The following is a 17,693-nucleotide window of genomic DNA, read 5'->3' as shown; positions in this document are numbered from 1 at the left end:
GGGTGCGGGGCTTGGCAGGCGGGGGCCCTGGGGTCGGTGCCGTCCGGGGCGTCTCCTCGGGTGCCGAACCTTTCTGGTACTGCGGGAGGTTCGGGGTGGTTGCGTTCGACGCCCTGCGGGGAGCGCCCCGGTACGTCCCCTCCTGGTACTGCGAGTGCGCGGGCGGGGTGGCGGTGGGGCGGGGCGATATTCCCTCCCGGTAGTGCGGGTGCGCGGGCGGGGCGGTCGCTCGACGGAAGGGGTGGGGTGTGGAGTTCGGGTTCGGGGCTGAGGACGAGGCGTTCAGGGGTGAGGCCAGGGGGTGGCTCGGTGCGCGTCGCGGGGGTGACGGCGGGCGGGGCTGGGAGCGGGAACTCGGCGGCGGGGGGTGGATCGGGCTCGGGTGGGAGGACGGCGGGGCGTACGGCGGGCGGCGGGCCGGTCTGACCCAGCAGGTCGTGTGGGCCGAGGAGTACGCCCGCGCCCGCGCTCCCGCGCGGGCCGGGCACATCGGCGAGAACCTCCTCGCGCCCACCCTCGTCGCCTACGGAACCGACGAGCAGAAGCAGCGGCATCTGCCCGCGATCGCGCGGGGCGAGGAGCTGTGGTGCCAGGGCTACAGCGAGCCCGGCGCCGGGTCCGACCTGGCCGGGGTGCGTACCGCCGCCGTGCGGGACGGGCGCACGTACCGCGTCACGGGCCAGAAGATCTGGACATCCCTCGCCCAGGACGCCGACTGGTGCTTCGTCCTGGCCAGGACCGGCGCGGGCACCGTGCGCCACCACGGGCTGTCGTTCCTGCTGGTGCCGATGGACCAGCCGGGGCGCGTCGACGTACGGCCGATCCGGCAGATGACCGGGACCAGTGAGTTCAACGAGGTGTTCTTCGACGGGGCCGTCGCCGAGGAGGTGGTGGGCGGTGAGGGGAACGGATGGCGTGTCGCCATGGGGCTGCTCGCGGTGGAGCGCGGAGTGTCCACGCTCGTGCAGCAGATCGGCTTCGCGGAGGAGCTGAAGGAAGTCGTGCGCGCCGCCCTCGCGGCGGAGGGCGTCGCGGACCCCGTCGTCCGCGCCCGGCTCGTGCGGCTGTGGGCCGAACTCCACACCATGCGCGCCCACGCACTGCGGACCCTGGGCGCGTCCCGGGCGGACCCCGGCGCCCCCAGCGTCGCCAAGCTGCTCTGGGGCGGCTGGCACCGGCGCCTCGGTGAACTGGCCGTACAGGTGCGCGGGGCGGCCGCGGCGGTCGGGCCGTACGACTGGGAGGAGGAACGCCCGTACCGGCTCGACGCCCTCCAGCGGCTGTTCCTCTTCAGCCGGGCCGACACCGTCTACGGCGGCTCCGACGAGATCCAGCGGAACATCATCGCCGAGCGCGTGCTCGGCCTACCGAGGGAGCCCCGATGAGAGGTGTGGTGTTCGACGGCACGCAGCCGCAGGTCGTCGACGACCTGGAGATACGCGACCCCGGACCCGGCGAGGTGCTCGTCGCGGTCGCCGCGGCCGGGCTGTGCCACAGCGACCTGTCGGTGATCGACGGGACGATCCCCTTCCCCGTGCCCGTGGTGCTCGGGCACGAGGGCGCGGGCGTCGTGGAGGCGGTCGGCGCGGGCGTCACGCATGTCCGGCCCGGGGATCACGTGGCGCTGTCCACCCTCGCCAGTTGCGGGGCGTGCCCCGACTGCGCAAAGGGCCGGCCGACGATGTGCCGCAAGGCGATCGGGAGGCCGGGGCGGCCCTTCTCGCGCGGCGGCCGGCCGCTCCACCAGTTCGCGTCCAACTCGGCCTTCGCGGAGCGCACCCTGGTCAAGGCCGTCCAGGCCGTGAAGATACCGCGGGAGGTCCCGCTGACGTCGGCCGCGCTCATCGGCTGCGGAGTGCTCACGGGGGTGGGAGCCGTGCTGAACCGGGCGAAGGCCGGTCTCGGGGACACCGTCGTCGTCATCGGGACGGGCGGGGTCGGGCTCAACGTCATCCAGGGTGCCCGCATCGCCGGCGCGTCGACGATCGTGGCCGTCGACACGAATCCGGCCAAGGAAGCCGTCGCGCGGCAGTTCGGCGCGACGCACTTCCTGGGGTCGGCGGACGGGGACGCGGTGCGGGAGATCCTGCCCACCGGCGCCGACCACGTCTTCGAGTGCGTGGGCAGCGCGGCACTGATCCGGCAGGCGATCGACCTGCTCGACCGGCACGGACAGGCCGTGCTGCTCGGTGTGCCGGCCGCCACGGCGGAAGCGTCGTTCCTCGTCTCCTCCCTGTACCTGGACAAGTCCGTCCTCGGCTGCCGGTACGGCTCCTCCAGCCCGCAGCGGGATGTCGCGCTGTACGCCGGGCTGTACCTGCGGGGCCGGCTGCTGCTGGACGAGCTGGTGACCGGGACCTACCCCGTCGAGGACTTCGCGAAGGCGGCGGACGACGCCCGTCACGGGCGCGTGGCGCGCGGAGTGCTCACCTTCTGAGACCGTGCCGGGGGGGTCGTCGTGGCGCGGAACGTGCGGCGGTAGACGGTCGGGGGGACGCCGAGCGCCGCCTGGAGGTGCTGGCGCAGTGACGTCGCCGTGCCGAAGCCGGCGGCGCGGGCCACCTGGTCGACGGACAGGCCGGTCGTCTCCAGCAGGTGCCGGGCCCGTTCCACGCGCTGCTGGGTCAGCCACTGCCCGGGGCTGATCCCGGCCTCCTCGCGGAACCGGCGGGTGAACGTCCGTACCGACATCGACTCCTGCGCGGCCATGTCCCGCAGCTGGATCGGCTCGTGGAGGCGGCCGAGCGCCCAGGCCCGGGCGGCCGTCGTGGTGGCCAGCCGCGGCTCGGGGACCGGGCGCCGGACGTACTGGGACTGGCCGCCCTCCCGGTGCGGCGGTACCACGGTGCGCCGGGCCACCTCGTTGGCGACGCCGCTGCCGTGGTCGCGCCGCACGATGTGCAGGCAGAGGTCGAGCCCGGCCGCGACCCCGGCCGAGGTCAGGACGTCGCCGTCGTCGATGAACAGCACGTCCGCGTCGACCCTGACCGACGGGAACAGCCGCTGGAAGTGCTCGGCCGCCGACCAGTGCGTGGTGGCGGGGCGGCCGTCGAGGTACCCCGCCGCGGCCAGGACGTAACCGCCGGTGCAGATGGAGACCATGCGGGTGCCGGGGCGTACGAAGGCGAGGGCCGCCGCCAGGTCCTCGGTGAGCACGCCCTCTTCGTAGACGCGGCCCAGCTCATACGACGCGGGGATCACGACCGTGTCGGCGGTGGCCAGGGCCTCGGGGCCGTGCTCGACGGCGACGGCGAAGTCGGCGTCCGTGCGGACCGGCCCCGGCGGGCGCACCGAGCACGTCACGATCTCGTAGAGCGGGGTGCCCGCCGCGTCCTTCGCGCGGCCGAAGATGCGGTGCGGAATGCCGAGTTCGAAGGGGAGCAGCCCGTCGAGTGCGAGGACGACGACGCGGTGCGGCGCGGCGGAACGCTCCTGGGGCATGGGGAGGGCCTCCGTAGTCCTGTCCACCGGGTCTTCATCACTGCCTGGTACAGACCTCTACCTGATACATGTCTGCGCTGTGACGGACAAGCCTTCAGCAGCCCAGGACATTCCCGATACGGCTCTCACCGCGCGAGCGGCGCCCCCAGCCCGTGGAACCGTAACTTCCGGCTGTTCTTCGTGGCCCGCACGGTCGCCGTCTTCGGTGACGGCATGGTCCCCGTCGCCCTTGCCGCCGGTCTGCTCGGCGCGGGCCGGCCCGGCTCGTCCGTGGGGTACGCCCTCGCCGCATGGATCGGCCCCTTCGCGGTGCTGGTCCTCTTCGGCGGCGTACTCGCGGACCGCTTCACGCCGCGCCGGATGATGATCCTCGCGGACGCGCTGCGGCTGGCCGGCGCGTCGGTGCTCGCCCTGTCCTTCGCGGCCGGCGATCCGCCGCGCGCTCGCGGGCCCGGTGGCGGAGGCGGTCGGCGAGGAACGGGCGCTGGTGGCGGGGGTGGCCGTGATGCTGGGGGTGGTCGCGGTGCTGCTGGGGGCGCGGCCGGTTCGCGAGCTGCGCCGCGTGGACACGGGGTGACACCCGGGGACGGGCCGGCCACCGGACCCGTGTCCCGATTCTTGCGAACCGTGGCTGCCGGGCCACTCGTCCGTGCTTCCGGCGGGCCCGAAGCTGAGTGACGTGACCCAGACAACCGATGCCGCCGCACCCGCGGACCCCGAGACCCCCGGCCCGCGCCGAAGCCGCCGGAGGATGCCGCACCGCGCCTGGTTCGTGGCCGCCGTGGCCTTCGTGACGATCATCGGCGGGGCCGCCTTCAACTCCCTGCCCGGCCTCCTGATCGAGCCGCTGCACGGCCGGTTCGGCTGGTCGCGCGGCGAGATCGGCCTGGCCGTCTCCATCGACATGGCGCTGTACGGTCTGACCGCACCGTTCGCCGCCGCGCTCATGGACCGCTTCGGCATGCGCAAGGTGGTGGTCGCAGCGCTGAGCATGGTCGCCGCCGGCGCCCTGCTCAGCGTCTGGATGACGGCGAGCTGGCAGCTGATGCTCTACTGGGGCCTGCTCGTCGGCCTCGGCACCGGTTCGATGGCGATGGCCTTCGCCGCGACGGTCACCAACCGGTGGTTCGTCGAGAGGCGGGGCCTGGTCACCGGCGTGCTGACCGCCGCCGGGGCGTCCGGCCAGCTGATCTTCCTGCCGCTCTGCGCCTGGATCGTCAAGGACCACGGCTGGCGGCCCGCCTCCGTCACCGTCGCCCTGGCCGCCCTCGTCGTGGTCCCGTTCGTCTGGCTGCTGCTGCGCGACCACCCGGCCGACGTGGGGATCGCCCCGTACGGAGGGGCGTTCGTCGCCAAGCCGGAGCCACGGACGGGCGCGGCGCGGCGGACCGTGGCGGTCCTTCTCTCGGCGGCGAGGACCGGGCCCTTCTGGCTGCTCGCCGGCACGTTCGCGATCTGCGGGGCGTCGACGAACGGACTCGTCCGCACCTACTTCATCCCCTCGGCGCACCACCACGGCATGCCGATCACCACCGCCGCCTCGCTGCTCGCCGTCATCGGCGTCTTCGACGTCATCGGCACGATCGCCTCCGGCTGGCTCACCGACCGTTTCGAGGCCCGCCGCCTGCTCGCCGTGTACTACGCGCTGCGCGGTGTGTCGCTGCTCTTCCTGCCGATGCTGCTGGCGCCGAGCGTCCACCCTCCGATGATCTTCTTCATCGTCTTCTACGGCCTGGACTGGGTGGCGACCGTTCCGCCGACCCTCGCCCTGTGCCGTGAGCAGTACGGCGAGGATTCCGCGATCGTCTTCGGCTGGGTGCTCGCCTCGCACCAGGTGGGCGCGGCCGTGGTCGCCGTCGCCGGCGGTGTGGCGCGGGACGTGTTCGGTTCGTACGACGTCGTCTGGTACGCGGCCGGGGCGCTGTGCGCGGCCGCCGCGCTGATGTCCCTGGTCATCCGCAGGCAGCGGGAGCCCGTCGCGGGTCTCACGCGCTGAAGCGGCCGAACCTGCCCCGGTGGAACAGCAGGGGCTCGCCGTCCTCGGTCCCGCCCAGCGCCTCCACCCGGCCGACCACGATCAGGTGGTCGCCGCCGGTGTGGACGGCCTGGATGCGGCAGTCGATCCAGGCCGGAACGGAGTCGAGCAGCGGGGAGCCGGTGACGGGCGCCGGCGCGTGCCCGACGCCCGCGAACTTGTCCGCCCCGCTCACCGCGAAGCCCCGGCACAGGTCGCCCTGGTCCGCGCCGAGGACGTTGACGCAGAAGACCCCGGCGCGGGCGATGCGCGGCCAGGTCGTGGACGTACGGGCGACCATGAAGGTGACCAGGGGCGGGTCGAGGGACAGTGAGGCGAAGGACTGGCACGCGAAACCGGCCGGACCGCCGGGGCCGGCCGGCGGCGCGGTGACGACCGTGACGCCGCTCGCGAAGTGGCCGAGCACGGCGCGGAACTCGGCCGGGTCGACCGGTGGCCGCTCGTCCGCGCCGACGGCCCGCAGGTCGGGGCGCGGCAGCGCGTCGTAGGGTTCGGCGACCGTGGGGGCGCCGACCGACCTGAGGTATCGGACGACGGTGGCCGCCATCCCCGCGTGTCCCATCACACGGCCCATTGAAGCTGACGGGTCGTCAGATGTGAAGGGTTCGGCCGCGCGGCCGCAACCCGCCGGCCGCGTGCCGGCGTCGGAGGGGACGGGAGGGGTCTGCGCTGACGACGGCGGACCGAATCGGCGGCCTACCGGGACTGACGGGCCGCCGCGCCCGCCCTACAGACCCCGGTACTTGGGCGTGCGGCGCTCCACGAAGCTCGCCACGCCCTCGTTCGCGTCGGACGTGGTCATGTTGATCTCCTGGGCGCTCGCCTCGGCCGCGAAGGCGGTGGCGCGGTCGACGTCCAGCGAGGCGTTGACCAGCTGCTTGGCGAGGGCGATCGAACGGGTCGGGCCGGCCGCCAGGCGCTCCGCCCAGGACCGGGCGGCGGCGGCCAGTTCCGCGTCCGGCACGACGCGGTTGACCAGGCCCATGCGCGCGGCCTCGGCGGCCGGTACGGAGTCCCCGAAGAACATCAGCTCCTTCGCGCGCTGCGGCCCGACGAGCCGGGGCAGCAGGTACGCGCCGCCGCCGTCCGGGACCAGGCCGCGTCGAACGAAGACCTCGATGAACCTGGCGGACTCGGCGGCCAGGACGAGGTCGCAGGCGAACGCGAGATGGGCGCCGATACCGGCGGCGGTCCCGTTCACGGCGGCGATCACCGGCTTCTCGCAGTCCAGCACCGCTCCGATGAGCCGCTGGGCACCGAGCCGGATCGTACGGGCGATGTCCCCGGCCACCCGGTCACCGCCGCTCACCGGCGCGCCGCGCAGGTCCGCGCCCGCGCAGAAGCCCTTGCCGGTGGCGGTGATCACGACGGCGCGCACGGCGGGGTCGGCGGAGGCGGCGCCGAGGAGCGCGACGACGCGGTCGCGCTGGTCGCGGGTGAGGGCGTTCAGGGCGGCGGGGCGGTTGAGGGTGATCCACGAGACGCCGTTGTCGGTGGCGTGCAGAACCAGGGACTCGACGGGCTCGTCGGCGGCGTCGCGTGGGGAGTCGGTCGTCACGTGCGGGCTCCTGGGGGTGGGTGGGGGTGGGAGTGGGGGGCGTTGGGGCTCCGCCCCGTGCTCGGGTCCTCGACCGTCGGGCGGGCCTGGGCGGCGAGTGCCGCCCCCGCGACCCCGTCCGCAGGCGGCCGCAGGACGGGCTGCGGGGTGCCGGTACGCGGGCGCGGGCGTTGCGGCCGGGTGGCAGGCGTGTGCCGTGGCCGGGCCCACCGGCCCGTCCGGCGCCTGAGGAAACGCCCGGAGGGCGTCCGGGCCCGGCCCCGGTTCAGGAAGGGGCGGGGCGGGGATGAGGCCCGTGCAGCGGTCCACCCCCCGCCCCCCCTCACCGGCACACCGCCAACGCGTCCAGGGCCACCGCCCCCTGTCCCCGGGGCAGGACCATCAGAGGGTTGACGTCCAGTTCCGACAGGGTGTCGCCCAGTTCCATGGCCATCCGCTGGACCCGCAGCACGACCTCCACCAGCGCGTCCACATCCGCCGGCGGCGCCCCCCGTACGCCCCCCAGCAGCGCGTGCCCGCGCAGTTCGGCGAGCATGGCCCGCGCCTGGTCCTCGCCGAAGGGCGGCACACGTACCGACGCGTCGCGGAGCACCTCCACCAGTACGCCGCCCAGCCCCACCGTCACCGTCGGCCCGAACAGCGCGTCCTGCGTCACGCCGACCATCATCTCGACGCCCCGCTCCACCATCTGGCACACCAGGACGCCGTCCAGCTCGATCCCCTCGTACCGCGCGATGTCCGTCAGCTCGCGGTACGCGTCGCGGATCTGGCTCGCGGAGGTCAGGCCGACCTTCACCAGGCCCAGCTCGCTCTTGTGCGCGAGCCGGGGGCCGGACGCCTTCATCACCACCGGGTAGCCGACGAGCCCGGCCGCCCGGACGGCCGCCGCCGCGCTGGTCACCAGTTGCTCGCGCGGTACGCGGATGCCGTACGCCCGCAGCAGCTGCTTCGCCGCGTGCTCGCTGAGCTGCTCGCCGGGCCGCATCAGGGCCTGCGCCTTGCGGAAGGACGGGGACGGGGTGCGCGGCGCTTCGTCGAAGGGGGAGCGGTAGGAGGCGGTGAAGCGGTGGTGGCCGAGGTAGGCGCGTACGGCCGAGACGCAGTTGCCGAACGTACGGAAGGTGGCCACCCGCGACGATCCGAGCAGCGTCTCGCGGTACGCCGCCTCCGTGCCGACCGGTGAGCCCCACACCACGCACACCAGCTTGTCGGTCGTCTCGGCCGCGTCGGCCAGGTCCTGGGCCAGTGTGTCGCTCATCGGCGGGAAGGGGCCGGTGATCGGGCAGACGAGGACGCCCACCGCCGGGTCGGCCAGGATCGCGTCGATGATCTTGCGGCCGCGCCAGTCGCCGACGGGGTGGCCGCCGTTGTCGACGGGGTTCGCGACGTTCAGGTGGTCGGGTATCCACTGGTGCAGCTCGGCCTGCTTGGCGGCCGACAGCTCCGGCAGCCGCAGCCCCGCCGCCGTCGCGAGGTCCGCGAAGTGCGCGCCCGTGCCGCCCGAGATCGAGTGGACGACGACCCCGTCGGCCACTGGTTTCCGCGCCCTGGCCAGCAGGGCGGCCGTGTCCTGGAGTTCATCGAGGCCGTCCACCCGGATCACGCCGAACTGCCGCATCGCCGCGTCCACCACCTCGTCCGCGCCGGTCAGCTTGCCGGTGTGCGAGGCCGCCGTACGGGCGCCCCGCTCCGTGCGCCCCACCTTCACGGCGACGACGGGCACCTTCGCGCGTGCGGCCCGGTCGGCGGCGAGCAGGAAGGAGCGGCCGTCCTTGAGGCCCTCGACGTAACAGGCGATCGCGCCGACCTCCGGCCGCTGGGCGAAGTACGAGATGAAGTCGGCGGTCTCCAGGTCGGCCTCGTTGCCGGTGGGCGCCCAGTGGGACAGGCGGATGCCGAGTTCCTGGAGGGCGTGGACGGGGCGGCCCTGGTGGCCGGACTGGGTGATCAGGGCGATGGCGGGCCCGTCGAGGTCGTCGCGGAACCGCTCGAAGGCGTTGAGGTTGGTGTTCGGCCCGAGCAGCCGTACGCCGGACCTCTCGACGGCGGCGGCCAGCCGGGTCTGGGCGACGAGGCCGGCCTGGCCCGTCTCGGCGAACCCGGACGCGAAGGCCACGGCGAACCGCACCTTCGCCTCGCCCAGTTCCTCGATCAGCGGGACGGGATCGGCGACGAGCAGCACGGCCAGGTCGACCTGTTCGGGCAGGTCGCGGACGGCGGGGACGCACGGCAGCCCGAAGACGGACGCGCGGGAGGGGTGCACCGGGTGCAGCCGGGCGCCGACCCGCTCGGCCCAGGTGATCAGCTGCCGGGTGATGCCGGCGTTCGGCCTGCCCCCGGTGTCGGAGGCGCCCACGACGGCCACGGACTCGGGCCGGAAGAACCGGTCCAGGTCGGGGACGTCCGCGTACAGGGGGCGGCCGCTGACATCGACGTCGCCGGCCGCGGTGGCGGTGGGGGTCGCCGTGTCGTGGACGGCGGCGTGCGGTGCCTCACCGCAGGCCACGACGCGGGCGCGGAGATCGGTGGTCAGGGTGCCGTGGGTAGATCCAAGCATGTCTCAGCCCGCTCCTGCTCGTCGGCCAACGTAACTGACGCGTAGTCAGATTACTGAACTGACGGCTCGTCAGGAACAGTGCGGCGGGCAAAGCCTGGCGGCGGGCGCGCGGGGCGGACACGGATGCCGTGCCCGCCCTCACTCTCCCTACCCGGGGCGCGGCCCCGCCAAGACCGGAAGTCAGCCGTCCAGGACGGGCAGATCGAGCCGCTTCAGGCGGTCGGGGTCGGCGTGCGCGAACGCAGCATGTCCAGGCACACCCGCCCCACGACGGTCGTCAGCCAGCCGCCCAGGTTGGCGACGTCGGTGGTGTCGGACCGGCTGAGCTTCAGCCAGGTCTCCTGCACGGCGTCCTCCGCCTCGCTCAGCGAGCCCAGCATCCGGTACGCGACGGCGCGCAGATGCCCGCGGTGGGCCTCGAAGCGTTCCGCCAGAAGTTCGGCGTCGTCCATCGGTCACCCATTCCTCGGGCGGGTTCCGGCAGGCCGCCAGGTCGGCAACGCGGCGCGGGACGACGGGACGTGGTGACAGCCATCATGCGGGCACGGACGCGAACCCCCGCAGCCGTCGTCCCCGGGTCCCCGCCCGACCGGCCCCTTCGACCGGCCGAAACCACCGCGGAGCGGGCGGCCGGCGAGGGCCGGTGGCCGGTCGGTCAGCGGCCGGCCCGCCGGCCCGCCGCGATCCTCTTCGCGATCTTGCGTGCGTCGACGGCCATTTCGCGGAACATGCCGCTGATGGGGTTGGTGAATCCGGTGAAGTACAGGCCGGGCGCCTGCGCCGGGGTGCGCGCACCGTGCACCACCGGCCGGCCGCGCCCGTCGAGTACGCCGAGGTGGCCGACCAGACCTTCCAGGGCGCGCCGGTAGCCGGTCGCCGCGATCACCGCCTGCGGGGAGATCCGGGTGCCGTCGGCCAGTACCGCCTTGTCCTCCTCGAAGGACTCGACCCCCGCCACCGGTTCGACCGCCCCGCGCCTGACGGCGTCGATCAGCCCGGCGTCCTGCACGGGGATGGCGCCCTCCTTGACCCGGGTGTAGAGGCCGGTGGCCGGACGCGGCAGGCCGTACGCGGACAGGTCGGGGACCGCGATCCGGGCCATCAGGTCACCGGCCCGGTCCACCAGCCGGACCGGCAGGCGGCGGACGAGGATGCCGGTGGCCTGCGCGGGCCAGCCGGCCGTCGAGCGGCGGACGATGTGCGGGGCGGTGCGCACGGCCAGGCGGACGCGGGCCGCGCCGCCCTCCGCCAGGTCCACGGCGATCTCGGCGCCTGTGTTCCCCGTGCCGACGACCAGGACGTCCTTGCCCTCGTACGGGTGCGGGTCGCGGTAGTGCGCCGCGTGCGTCAGTTCGCCGGTGTACGCGTCACGGCCGGGCCACCCGGGCACGTACGGCGTGTGGTTGTAGCCGGTGGCCACCACCACCGCCGACGCCGAGAGCTCCCGGCCGCCGGAGGCGTGCAGGATCCAGCCTGGGGCACCGTCGGGCGCGGGCTCGACGCGGGACACCTCCACCCCGGTGACGATCTCCAGCTCGTGGAACTCGGCGTACTTCTCCAGGTAGCGGACCACGTCGTCACGCGCCACCCACCGCCCGAACGCCCGCGGGATCGGCAGGCCGGGCAGGCCCGAGAGCCGCCGGGTCGTGTGCAGGCGCAGCCGGTCGTAGTGGGCACGCCAGGAGGCCCCGACGGACGCGGACTTCTCCAGTACGACGGCCCGTACGCCCCTCTCGCGCAGAGCGGCGGCGGCCGCGAGGCCGCCGGGGCCGGCGCCTATGACGTACACGGGGTGGTCGACGTGGGGGGTGGGGGTCATGATTTGTGAGCGTAATAGCGGCAAATCCTTGATGGGTCTCGGTCAAGATACGGAATGGGTTGCGAAACGATCACGGACAGTCGTGAGGCCGGGCCCCTTGCGCCCGACCGCCTCTTCCGCTGAACTGACGTACCGTCAGATGAGCGAGGGGTGGGTGGAGCGACATGCGGACCGTCCTGCTCGGCGGCGCGGAGTGGCTCGCCGTGCTGCGCGTCGGCCTCGGCCTGTGGTGGCTGGAGAGCTGGCGCCACAAGGACAAGAAGGGCTGGTTCGAGCGCGGCACGGGCATCGCCTGGGCGGCGGACGTGGCGGGCAAGCACAGGTGGCCGGCGGTGAAGCGCGGCTTCGACGCGGTCGTCGCACCCCGGCCCAGGGTGATGGCGTACGTCGTCGTGTACGCCGAACTGGCCGTCGGCCTCGGGCTGGTCGCGGGTTTCCTGACACCCGTGGCACTGGCCGGCGGCCTGCTCCTGAACGTCCTCTATCTCGTCCTGATGATCCACGACTGGGCCGAGCAGGGGCAGAACGCCATGATGGCCCTGATCTCGCTCGTCGCCCTGTTCGCCCTGTCCTGGCAGACGTGGTCCCTGGACCACGCCGTCGGATGGCTCGGGGCGTGAGCGCCGCCGAGCCCGACATCGACGCGTTCACCCGCCCCTACTGGGACGCGGCTGCCGAGGGCCGGCTCCTGTTGCGCCGCTGCCGCGCCTGCGGCAGGCCGCACCACTACCCGCGCGAGTTCTGCCCGTACTGCTGGAGCGGGGACGTCGCGTGGGAGCGGGCGAGCGGCCGGGCGGCGCTCTACACCTGGTCCGTCGTCCACCGCAACGACCTGCCGCCCTTCGACGCCCGCGTCCCGTACGTCGCCGCGGTCGTGGACCTGGCGGAGGGGCCGCGGATGATGACGGAGGTCGTCGGCTGCCCGGAGTCGGACCTGCGGACAGGGATGCCGCTGACGCTCACCTTCAGGCGCGAGGGCGAAGGGCCGGTCGTCCCCGTCTTCCGGCCGGTTCAGCTCTCCGGGGGCAGGCAGAGCTGAGCGGTGACCACCTCGTTGAGCAGCTCCGGATCGACGAACTCCCCCTCGCGCGGCGGCCCGCAGCGCCACGACAGCGGGTACGTGTTGCCGTGCGCGGCCGGGATTCCCACGTACTGATCCCGCGCGCACGGCCCGAAGCAGGTCGCGCCCGGCGGCCAGACATGCTCCTTGCTGCTGCCGGCCGGGATGAGGAAGTACGTCCACCGCCCGCCCGAGACCTCCCGCACCACGGGGCCGGGCCGCCCGTCCGTGGCGTCGGCCAGATGGTGCAGCACGGCCTCGCCGCGGACCCCGCGTACGCGGATGGCGTCGAAGTGGATCCCGGCGAGGCGGAGTTGGTGCCCCGAGGCGGGCACCCAGTCGGGGTGTTTTTCGCTGGTCATGGCTACGAGCATCGGGTCGGTTGCGTAGCGTGACCAGGGTGGCGCGATCCACTTCGGCGCGGTGTGGGAAGGACGGTGGCGGTTGTGGGATCGAGTGGGGAGCCCTCGTCGGCACGGAAGCACGTGGGCGAGCTGATCAAGAAGTTCCGCACCCTGGCGGACCTGACCCAGAAGGACCTCGCGGACCGGCTGCTGATGTCGGAGTCGCTGGTCGGCGCGTACGAGCGGGCGGAACGCATCCCGACGACGGCGTTCCTGGCCGACGCGGACGCGGCGCTGGGCGCGCAGGGGGTGCTCAGGTCGTGCGTGGAGCTGATGGAGGAGGAGAAGTATTCGCCGAAGTTCTTCAACTGGGTCCGCACCATCAGCGAGGCGACGAGCTACAGCGCCTACGAGAGCATGGTCGTGCCCGGCAAGTTGCAGACACCGGCCTATGCGCGGGCCCTCTACGCGGCACGGGTACCGGCCTACGAACCGGAGGTGGCCGAGCAGTATGTGGAGACTCGGCTGGAACAGCAGACGGTGCTTGACCGCAAACCCGGGCTGGCTGTGAGCTACGTGGTCGAGGAGTCGGTGTTCCGGCGGCCCATCGGTGGCGAGGCGGTACTCAAGGAACAGCTCCTGCATGTGCTGGAGTGCCTGCGTACGAGGAACCACGTCACGCTGCAAGTGATGCCGACCCAGCGATTCACGCACGCCTCCGTAATGGGGTCCCTTCAGTTGCTGAGCAGCAGCGAGGGCAAGCACCTGGCCTACGCCGAGGGGCACTTCGTCGGTACGTTGTTCTCCAAGCCCGAACAGGTGAATCAGCTCATCGACCGCTTCGGGGCGTTACGTGCACAGGCCCTCACGCCGTGGGAGTCCGTTGAACTGATCGAGAGGATGGCGGCGCAGCTATGAGCCCCGCACTGGCCTGGTTCAAGAGCAGCTACAGCGGCAACGAGAACGAGAGTTGCGTCGAAATCGCCGCCTGCCCCGACGCCGTCCACGTCCGCGACTCCAAGCTCACCGACGGCCCCACCTTCGCGGTGGGGCCCGACGCGTGGGGCGTCTTCGTGCAGTCGTGCGCGAAGGCGGCTGGCTGAGGCCGGTCACGGCCAGAGCAGCTCCCGCACCCACGCGTCCCCCTCGCGGCGATAGCGCAGCCGTACGTGCCGGCGCCGTTCGTCGCCCTGGAAGAACTCGACCTCGCGCGGTTCGAGCATGTACACCGTCCAGGTCGCCGATTCGGCGTCCGGTTCGGCCTCTGCCCGTGCCCAGGCCGCCTCGCTCGCCCGCGCTAGTTCCTCCCGCGAGCTCAGCACCTCGCTCTGCCGCCCGACCAGCGCCGACGCCAGCGCCCCCGTCGAGCGTGCGTGCAGGTCGGCGGCGGCCTCCTGGGGCGTTCCGCTGGAGACCTGCCCCCGTACCCGGATCTGCCGGCCCTGGGCCGGCCAGTAGAGACCGAGCGCCGCTCGCGGGTCGGCGGCGAGCTGGCGGCCCTTGGCACTGGTGGCGTGGGACGCGAAGTGCCAGCCCCGCTCGTCGGCGTCGTGCAGCATCAGCGTCCGTACGTCGGGCCACCCCTGCGGGTCGACGGTCGCCAGGCTCATGGTGTGCGGTTCGGGCTGCCCGGCGGCGACGGCCTCGGCGAACCACTGGTGGAAGAGGGCGAGCGGCCCGGGCGGGGCGGTCGCGGGATCGAAGGCGGGCAGTTCCGTGTCCCAGACGCGCTGGGAGCGGAGCAGATCGTGGAAGGTCATCCGGCCATCTCACACCATCGGCCGGCTCGCGGGACCGACGCCCGACGGGTTCCCGGGTCCCGCCCCTACGCGCGTCCCAGCACCAGCGTGCCCGACGAGCAGAACCAGCCGCCCGTGCCCGAGGCCACCGCCAGTTCCGGCAGGCTGCCGTCCGCCCGGTGGACCTGGCCGTCGCCCGCCTCGCCGCGGAGTTGCCGTACCGCTTCCACCAGGAGGAACAGGCCCCGCATGCCGGGGTGGCAGGCGGACAGGCCGCCGCCGTCGGTGTTCACCGGCAGCCCCCCGTCGCGCAGCAGCCGGCCCTTCTCCACGAAGGCCCCGCCCTCCCCCTTCCCGCAGAACCCGAGATCCTCCAGGGTCACCAGCGTCATGTAGGTGAAGGCGTCGTAGATCTCCGCGAGGTCGATGTCGGCGGGGCGCACGCCCGCCCGCTCGAAGGCCAGGCGTCCCGAGACGGCGGCCGGGGAGACCGTGAAGTCCTCCCACTCCGACATGGCGGTGTGCGACACGGCGGTCCCGGCGCCCAGCACCCAGACCGGGGCCTTCGCCGCATCCGGCACGTACTCCTCCGCGACCATGAGCACCGCGCAGCCGCCGTCGCTGCGGACGCAGCAGTGCAGCTTGGTGAAGGGATCGGCGATCAGCGGGCCGGACAGTACGTCGTCCACCGTCACCGGGTCGCGGAACATCGCGTCGGGGTTCGTCGCCGCGTTCGCCCGGGCCTGGACGGCGACCTCGGCGAGCTGCTCCAGGGTCGTGCCGTACTCGTGCATGTGGCGGCGGGCGGCCATCGCGTACTTCGCCACGAGGGTGTGCCCGTACGGGACCTCGAACTGGAGGGGGCCGCGCCCGCCGAACGAGAGGTTCGAGGTGCGGCGCCGCGCCCTGATGTCGGCGCGGGCGGTCGAGCCGTACACCAGCAGTACGGCGTTGGCGTGGCCGGCCGCTATCGCGTCGGCGGCGTGCGCGGCCATGACTTCCCAGGTGGAGCCGCCCACACCGGTCGAGTCGACCCAGGTGGGACGGAGCCCGAGGTATTCGGCGACCTCGACCGGGGCGAGCGTGCCGAGGCCCGCCGACGCGAAGCCGTCGATCAGGTCGCGGTCGAGGCCCGAATCGGCGAGGGCCCGCCGGGCGGCCTGGGCGTGGAGGGCATAGGGGGTGACCTCGTCGACGCGTCCGCAGTCGGAAAGGGCTGCGCCGACGACGGCTGCCTTGCGGGGGTGGCGGAGAGGGGGCATGCATCTGACGGTACATCAGATTGAAGGAGTCGCACCGGCTGTGGCGTGCGGGGGCCGCCGGCCCGTACCCCTGTGCATCTCGCGCCCCCGCCCCTAACATGACGGCCCGTCAGTCAGGGAGGGAGTCCCATGGACGCCGCTTTCACCGTGGAGCAGGACGAGATCCGGCGCACGCTGCGCGAGCTGCTGACCAAGCGGAGTGGCCCCGACGAGGTGAAGTCGGCCGTACGGACCGCCGCCGGTTACGACGCCGGCCTCTGGCGGCAGCTCGCCGAGCAGATCGGACTGCCCGGCCTCGCCCTCCCCGCCGCGTACGGCGGCGTCGGCTGCGGGACGGTCGAGCTCGCGCTCGCCTGCGAGGAGACGGGCCGCGCCCTGCTGCCCTCGCCGCTGCTCGCCACCACCGTGCTCGCCGCCCCGCTGATCGCCGCCCTCGGCACGGACGCCCAGCGCGCCGCCCTGCTCCCGCCATTGGCCGACGGCACGCTCACCGCCGCCCTCGCCGTCCCCGGCGGCGGCCTCTCCGCCGCGCTCGCCCTCACCGGCGACAACACCTGCGGCGAGTGGGCGGGCGGCGGCCGGTCCGGCGGCGTACAGGCCCGGCGTACGGGCGCGGGGGAGCGGGACGGCACGTGGACCCTGTACGGGGAGGCGGCGCAGGTGCTCGACGGGCACAGTGCCGGCCTGCTCCTCGTCGCCGCGCACACCGGGGGCTTCGCGCGCGGCCGGACGCTGCTGTTCCTCGTACGGGCCGGCGCGCCGGGGCTGGTCCGCGTGCGCCAGACCGCCCTGGACGAGACCCGGACCCAGGCGCGGGTGCAACTGCGGCAGGTCGAGGCCCGGCTGCTGGGCGGTGACGCCGCCGCCGACGTGGCCGGCGCGCTCGCGGCCACCGGGCGCACCGCCGCCGTCGTGCTCGCCGCCGAGGCGGTCGGGGCCGCCTCGTACGCGCTGGAGCGAACCGTCGACCACGTGAAGAACCGCGAGCAGTTCGGCCGGGCGATCGGCTCCTTCCAGGCGGTCAAGCACCGGCTGGCCGACCTCTACGTACAGGTGCAGGCGGCGCGCTCGGCGGCGTACTACGCGGCCTGGGACCCGTCCACCGGCGGCCTCGCCCTCGCGCAGGCCGTCGAAGCGCTGCGCGCGAGCACGGCGGAGGCCGTCCAGCTGCACGGCGGGCTCGGGTTCACCTGGGAGCACGAGGCGCACCTGTACTTCAAGCGGGCGGCGTCGGACGAGCTGCTGTTCGGCCCGGTGCACCGCCTGCGCGACCGCGCGGCGCGGACGGCGGGCCTGTTCGGCGGTGCGCGGGAGGAAGCGGCCGCCGGCCCCGCGGTGGAGCGGGAGGTGGCGTACTGATGCCGCCCGGAGCGCGCCTCGTGCAGAAGCTGTCGTCGACCCGCGCGTTCGCCAGGATCGCCCCGCGCTTCGTGCCCGCCCTGGACCGCGCGGTCCACCGGCTGACCCGGGGCAAGGTGCTGCCCAGCGCCCGGATGCTGCCGGGCGTGATCCTCACGGCGAAGGGCGCCAGGAGCGGCGTGCTCCGCACGACGCCGCTGGCGTGCATGCCGCAGGAGCCGGGCGGCGGGTGGATCCTCGTCGGGAGCAATTTCGGGCGGCCGGGGCATCCCGCCTGGACCGCCAACCTCATGAGGCACCCGGACGCGCGCATCAGCTGGCGCGGCAGGGACGTCGAGGTCAGGGCGCGGCTGCTGGAGGGGCCGGAGCGGGAAGCGGTGTGGCAGGCGGTGCTGGAGTTCTGGCCGCCGTACGCGACGTACCAGGCGAGGGTGGAGCGGGAGATCCGGCTCTTCCGGCTGGAGGAGCGGGCGGGCCCCTGAAATGCCGCAGCGGCGGACCGCTGAGGGTGCCGCCGCT

18 protein-coding genes and 2 pseudogenes are annotated in these 17,693 nt (G+C 73.7%); 11 read left to right on the top strand and 9 right to left on the bottom strand.

Features of this window, described 5'->3' with window-relative positions; translation table 11 throughout:
* The first annotated feature begins 248 nt into the window (after positions 1-248).
* On the top strand, positions 249-1,385 hold the full coding sequence (locus tag AC07FK_RS16940; protein ID WP_479105653.1) for an acyl-CoA dehydrogenase family protein: 1,137 nt from the start codon (positions 249-251) through the stop codon (positions 1,383-1,385).
* Positions 1,382-2,437 carry an alcohol dehydrogenase catalytic domain-containing protein gene (locus AC07FK_RS16935; protein WP_479105652.1) on the top strand — a complete coding sequence of 352 codons (1,056 nt, stop codon included), beginning with the start codon at positions 1,382-1,384 and terminating at the stop codon, positions 2,435-2,437. The genes AC07FK_RS16940 and AC07FK_RS16935 overlap by 4 nt, the downstream gene beginning before the upstream one ends.
* Here the strand turns inward: AC07FK_RS16935 and AC07FK_RS16930 are convergent.
* Entirely contained in the window at positions 2,401-3,441 is a 1,041-nt protein-coding gene (locus tag AC07FK_RS16930) for a GlxA family transcriptional regulator (RefSeq protein ID WP_479105651.1), read from the bottom strand. The two genes, AC07FK_RS16935 and AC07FK_RS16930, sit on opposite strands and share 37 nt — an antisense overlap.
* Before the next feature lie 72 nt (positions 3,442-3,513).
* Between AC07FK_RS16930 and AC07FK_RS16925 the strand changes: the two are divergent.
* The 3 genes and pseudogenes from AC07FK_RS16925 to AC07FK_RS16915 form a co-directional block, all read left to right on the top strand.
* A pseudogene (locus tag AC07FK_RS16925) lies at positions 3,514-3,879 on the top strand (hypothetical protein); the annotation flags it as partial.
* Positions 3,880-3,895: 16 nt separating this feature from the next.
* Entirely contained in the window at positions 3,896-4,018 is a 123-nt protein-coding gene (locus AC07FK_RS16920; RefSeq protein WP_479105883.1) for a hypothetical protein, read from the top strand.
* A 102-nt stretch (positions 4,019-4,120) separates the two neighbouring features.
* Positions 4,121-5,437 carry an MFS transporter gene (locus AC07FK_RS16915; protein WP_479105650.1) on the top strand — a complete coding sequence of 439 codons (1,317 nt, stop codon included), beginning with the start codon at positions 4,121-4,123 and terminating at the stop codon, positions 5,435-5,437.
* Here AC07FK_RS16915 and AC07FK_RS16910 read toward each other — a convergent pair.
* The 5 genes and pseudogenes from AC07FK_RS16910 to AC07FK_RS16890 all read right to left on the bottom strand — a co-directional run bounded on the left by AC07FK_RS16910 (position 5,427) and on the right by AC07FK_RS16890 (position 11,410).
* Positions 5,427-6,023 carry a flavin reductase family protein gene (locus AC07FK_RS16910; protein WP_479105858.1) on the bottom strand — a complete coding sequence of 199 codons (597 nt, stop codon included), beginning with the start codon at positions 6,021-6,023 and terminating at the stop codon, positions 5,427-5,429. The genes AC07FK_RS16915 and AC07FK_RS16910 overlap by 11 nt on opposite strands.
* Positions 6,024-6,203: 180 nt before the next feature.
* A complete protein-coding gene (locus AC07FK_RS16905) occupies positions 6,204-7,034 on the bottom strand; it encodes an enoyl-CoA hydratase/isomerase family protein (protein ID WP_479105649.1) in 831 nt (276 codons plus the stop codon).
* Between the two features lie 322 nt (positions 7,035-7,356).
* Positions 7,357-9,591 carry an acetate--CoA ligase family protein gene (locus AC07FK_RS16900; RefSeq protein WP_479105648.1) on the bottom strand — a complete coding sequence of 745 codons (2,235 nt, stop codon included), beginning with the start codon at positions 9,589-9,591 and terminating at the stop codon, positions 7,357-7,359.
* A gap of 230 nt (positions 9,592-9,821) precedes the next feature.
* A pseudogene (locus AC07FK_RS16895) lies at positions 9,822-10,043 on the bottom strand (sigma factor); the annotation flags it as partial.
* Between the two features lie 203 nt (positions 10,044-10,246).
* Positions 10,247-11,410, bottom strand: a complete 1,164-nt coding sequence (locus AC07FK_RS16890) for a flavin-containing monooxygenase (RefSeq protein ID WP_479105647.1) — start codon at positions 11,408-11,410, stop codon at positions 10,247-10,249.
* Between the two features lie 164 nt (positions 11,411-11,574).
* Here AC07FK_RS16890 and AC07FK_RS16885 point away from each other — a divergent pair, with 164 nt between their 5' ends.
* The gene (locus AC07FK_RS16885; protein WP_479105646.1) at positions 11,575-12,030 is read left to right on the top strand and encodes a DoxX family protein; all 456 of its coding nucleotides are present in this window, start codon (positions 11,575-11,577) and stop codon (positions 12,028-12,030) included.
* Complete coding sequence (locus tag AC07FK_RS16880) at positions 12,015-12,449, top strand: Zn-ribbon domain-containing OB-fold protein (RefSeq protein WP_479105645.1); 435 nt, start codon at positions 12,015-12,017, stop codon at positions 12,447-12,449. Before AC07FK_RS16885 ends, AC07FK_RS16880 begins: the two co-directional genes overlap by 16 nt.
* On the opposite strand, the gene AC07FK_RS16875 is transcribed toward AC07FK_RS16880, so the two are convergent.
* Positions 12,422-12,832 carry a hypothetical protein gene (locus tag AC07FK_RS16875; RefSeq protein WP_479105644.1) on the bottom strand — a complete coding sequence of 137 codons (411 nt, stop codon included), beginning with the start codon at positions 12,830-12,832 and terminating at the stop codon, positions 12,422-12,424. The genes AC07FK_RS16880 and AC07FK_RS16875 overlap by 28 nt on opposite strands.
* 123 nt (positions 12,833-12,955) lie before the next feature.
* On the opposite strand from AC07FK_RS16875, the gene AC07FK_RS16870 reads away from it, so the two are divergent.
* Positions 12,956-13,732 carry a helix-turn-helix domain-containing protein gene (locus AC07FK_RS16870; RefSeq protein ID WP_479105643.1) on the top strand — a complete coding sequence of 259 codons (777 nt, stop codon included), beginning with the start codon at positions 12,956-12,958 and terminating at the stop codon, positions 13,730-13,732.
* Positions 13,729-13,917: a DUF397 domain-containing protein gene (locus tag AC07FK_RS16865; RefSeq protein WP_479105642.1), complete on the top strand. Its 189-nt coding sequence runs from the start codon at positions 13,729-13,731 to the stop codon at positions 13,915-13,917. The genes AC07FK_RS16870 and AC07FK_RS16865 overlap by 4 nt, the downstream gene beginning before the upstream one ends.
* 6 nt (positions 13,918-13,923) lie before the next feature.
* Here AC07FK_RS16865 and AC07FK_RS16860 read toward each other — a convergent pair whose 3' ends face one another.
* Both AC07FK_RS16860 and AC07FK_RS16855 read right to left on the bottom strand, forming a co-directional pair.
* Entirely contained in the window at positions 13,924-14,574 is a 651-nt protein-coding gene (locus tag AC07FK_RS16860) for a pyridoxine/pyridoxamine 5'-phosphate oxidase (protein ID WP_479105641.1), read from the bottom strand.
* Between the two features lie 65 nt (positions 14,575-14,639).
* Positions 14,640-15,815 (bottom strand): thiolase C-terminal domain-containing protein, encoded by a 1,176-nt coding sequence (locus AC07FK_RS16855; protein ID WP_479105640.1) that lies wholly within the window; start codon positions 15,813-15,815, stop codon positions 14,640-14,642.
* A gap of 129 nt (positions 15,816-15,944) precedes the next feature.
* On the opposite strand from AC07FK_RS16855, the gene AC07FK_RS16850 reads away from it, so the two are divergent.
* Both AC07FK_RS16850 and AC07FK_RS16845 read left to right on the top strand, forming a co-directional pair.
* Entirely contained in the window at positions 15,945-17,174 is a 1,230-nt protein-coding gene (locus AC07FK_RS16850) for an acyl-CoA dehydrogenase family protein (RefSeq protein ID WP_479105639.1), read from the top strand.
* Positions 17,174-17,656: a nitroreductase/quinone reductase family protein gene (locus AC07FK_RS16845; RefSeq protein WP_479105638.1), complete on the top strand. Its 483-nt coding sequence runs from the start codon at positions 17,174-17,176 to the stop codon at positions 17,654-17,656. Before AC07FK_RS16850 ends, AC07FK_RS16845 begins: the two co-directional genes overlap by 1 nt.
* The last annotated feature ends 37 nt before the right edge of the window (positions 17,657-17,693 follow it).

The organism is Streptomyces sp. NPDC046122, assembly GCF_056429965.1.
This window is presented reverse-complemented; position numbering and strand designations above follow the sequence as displayed.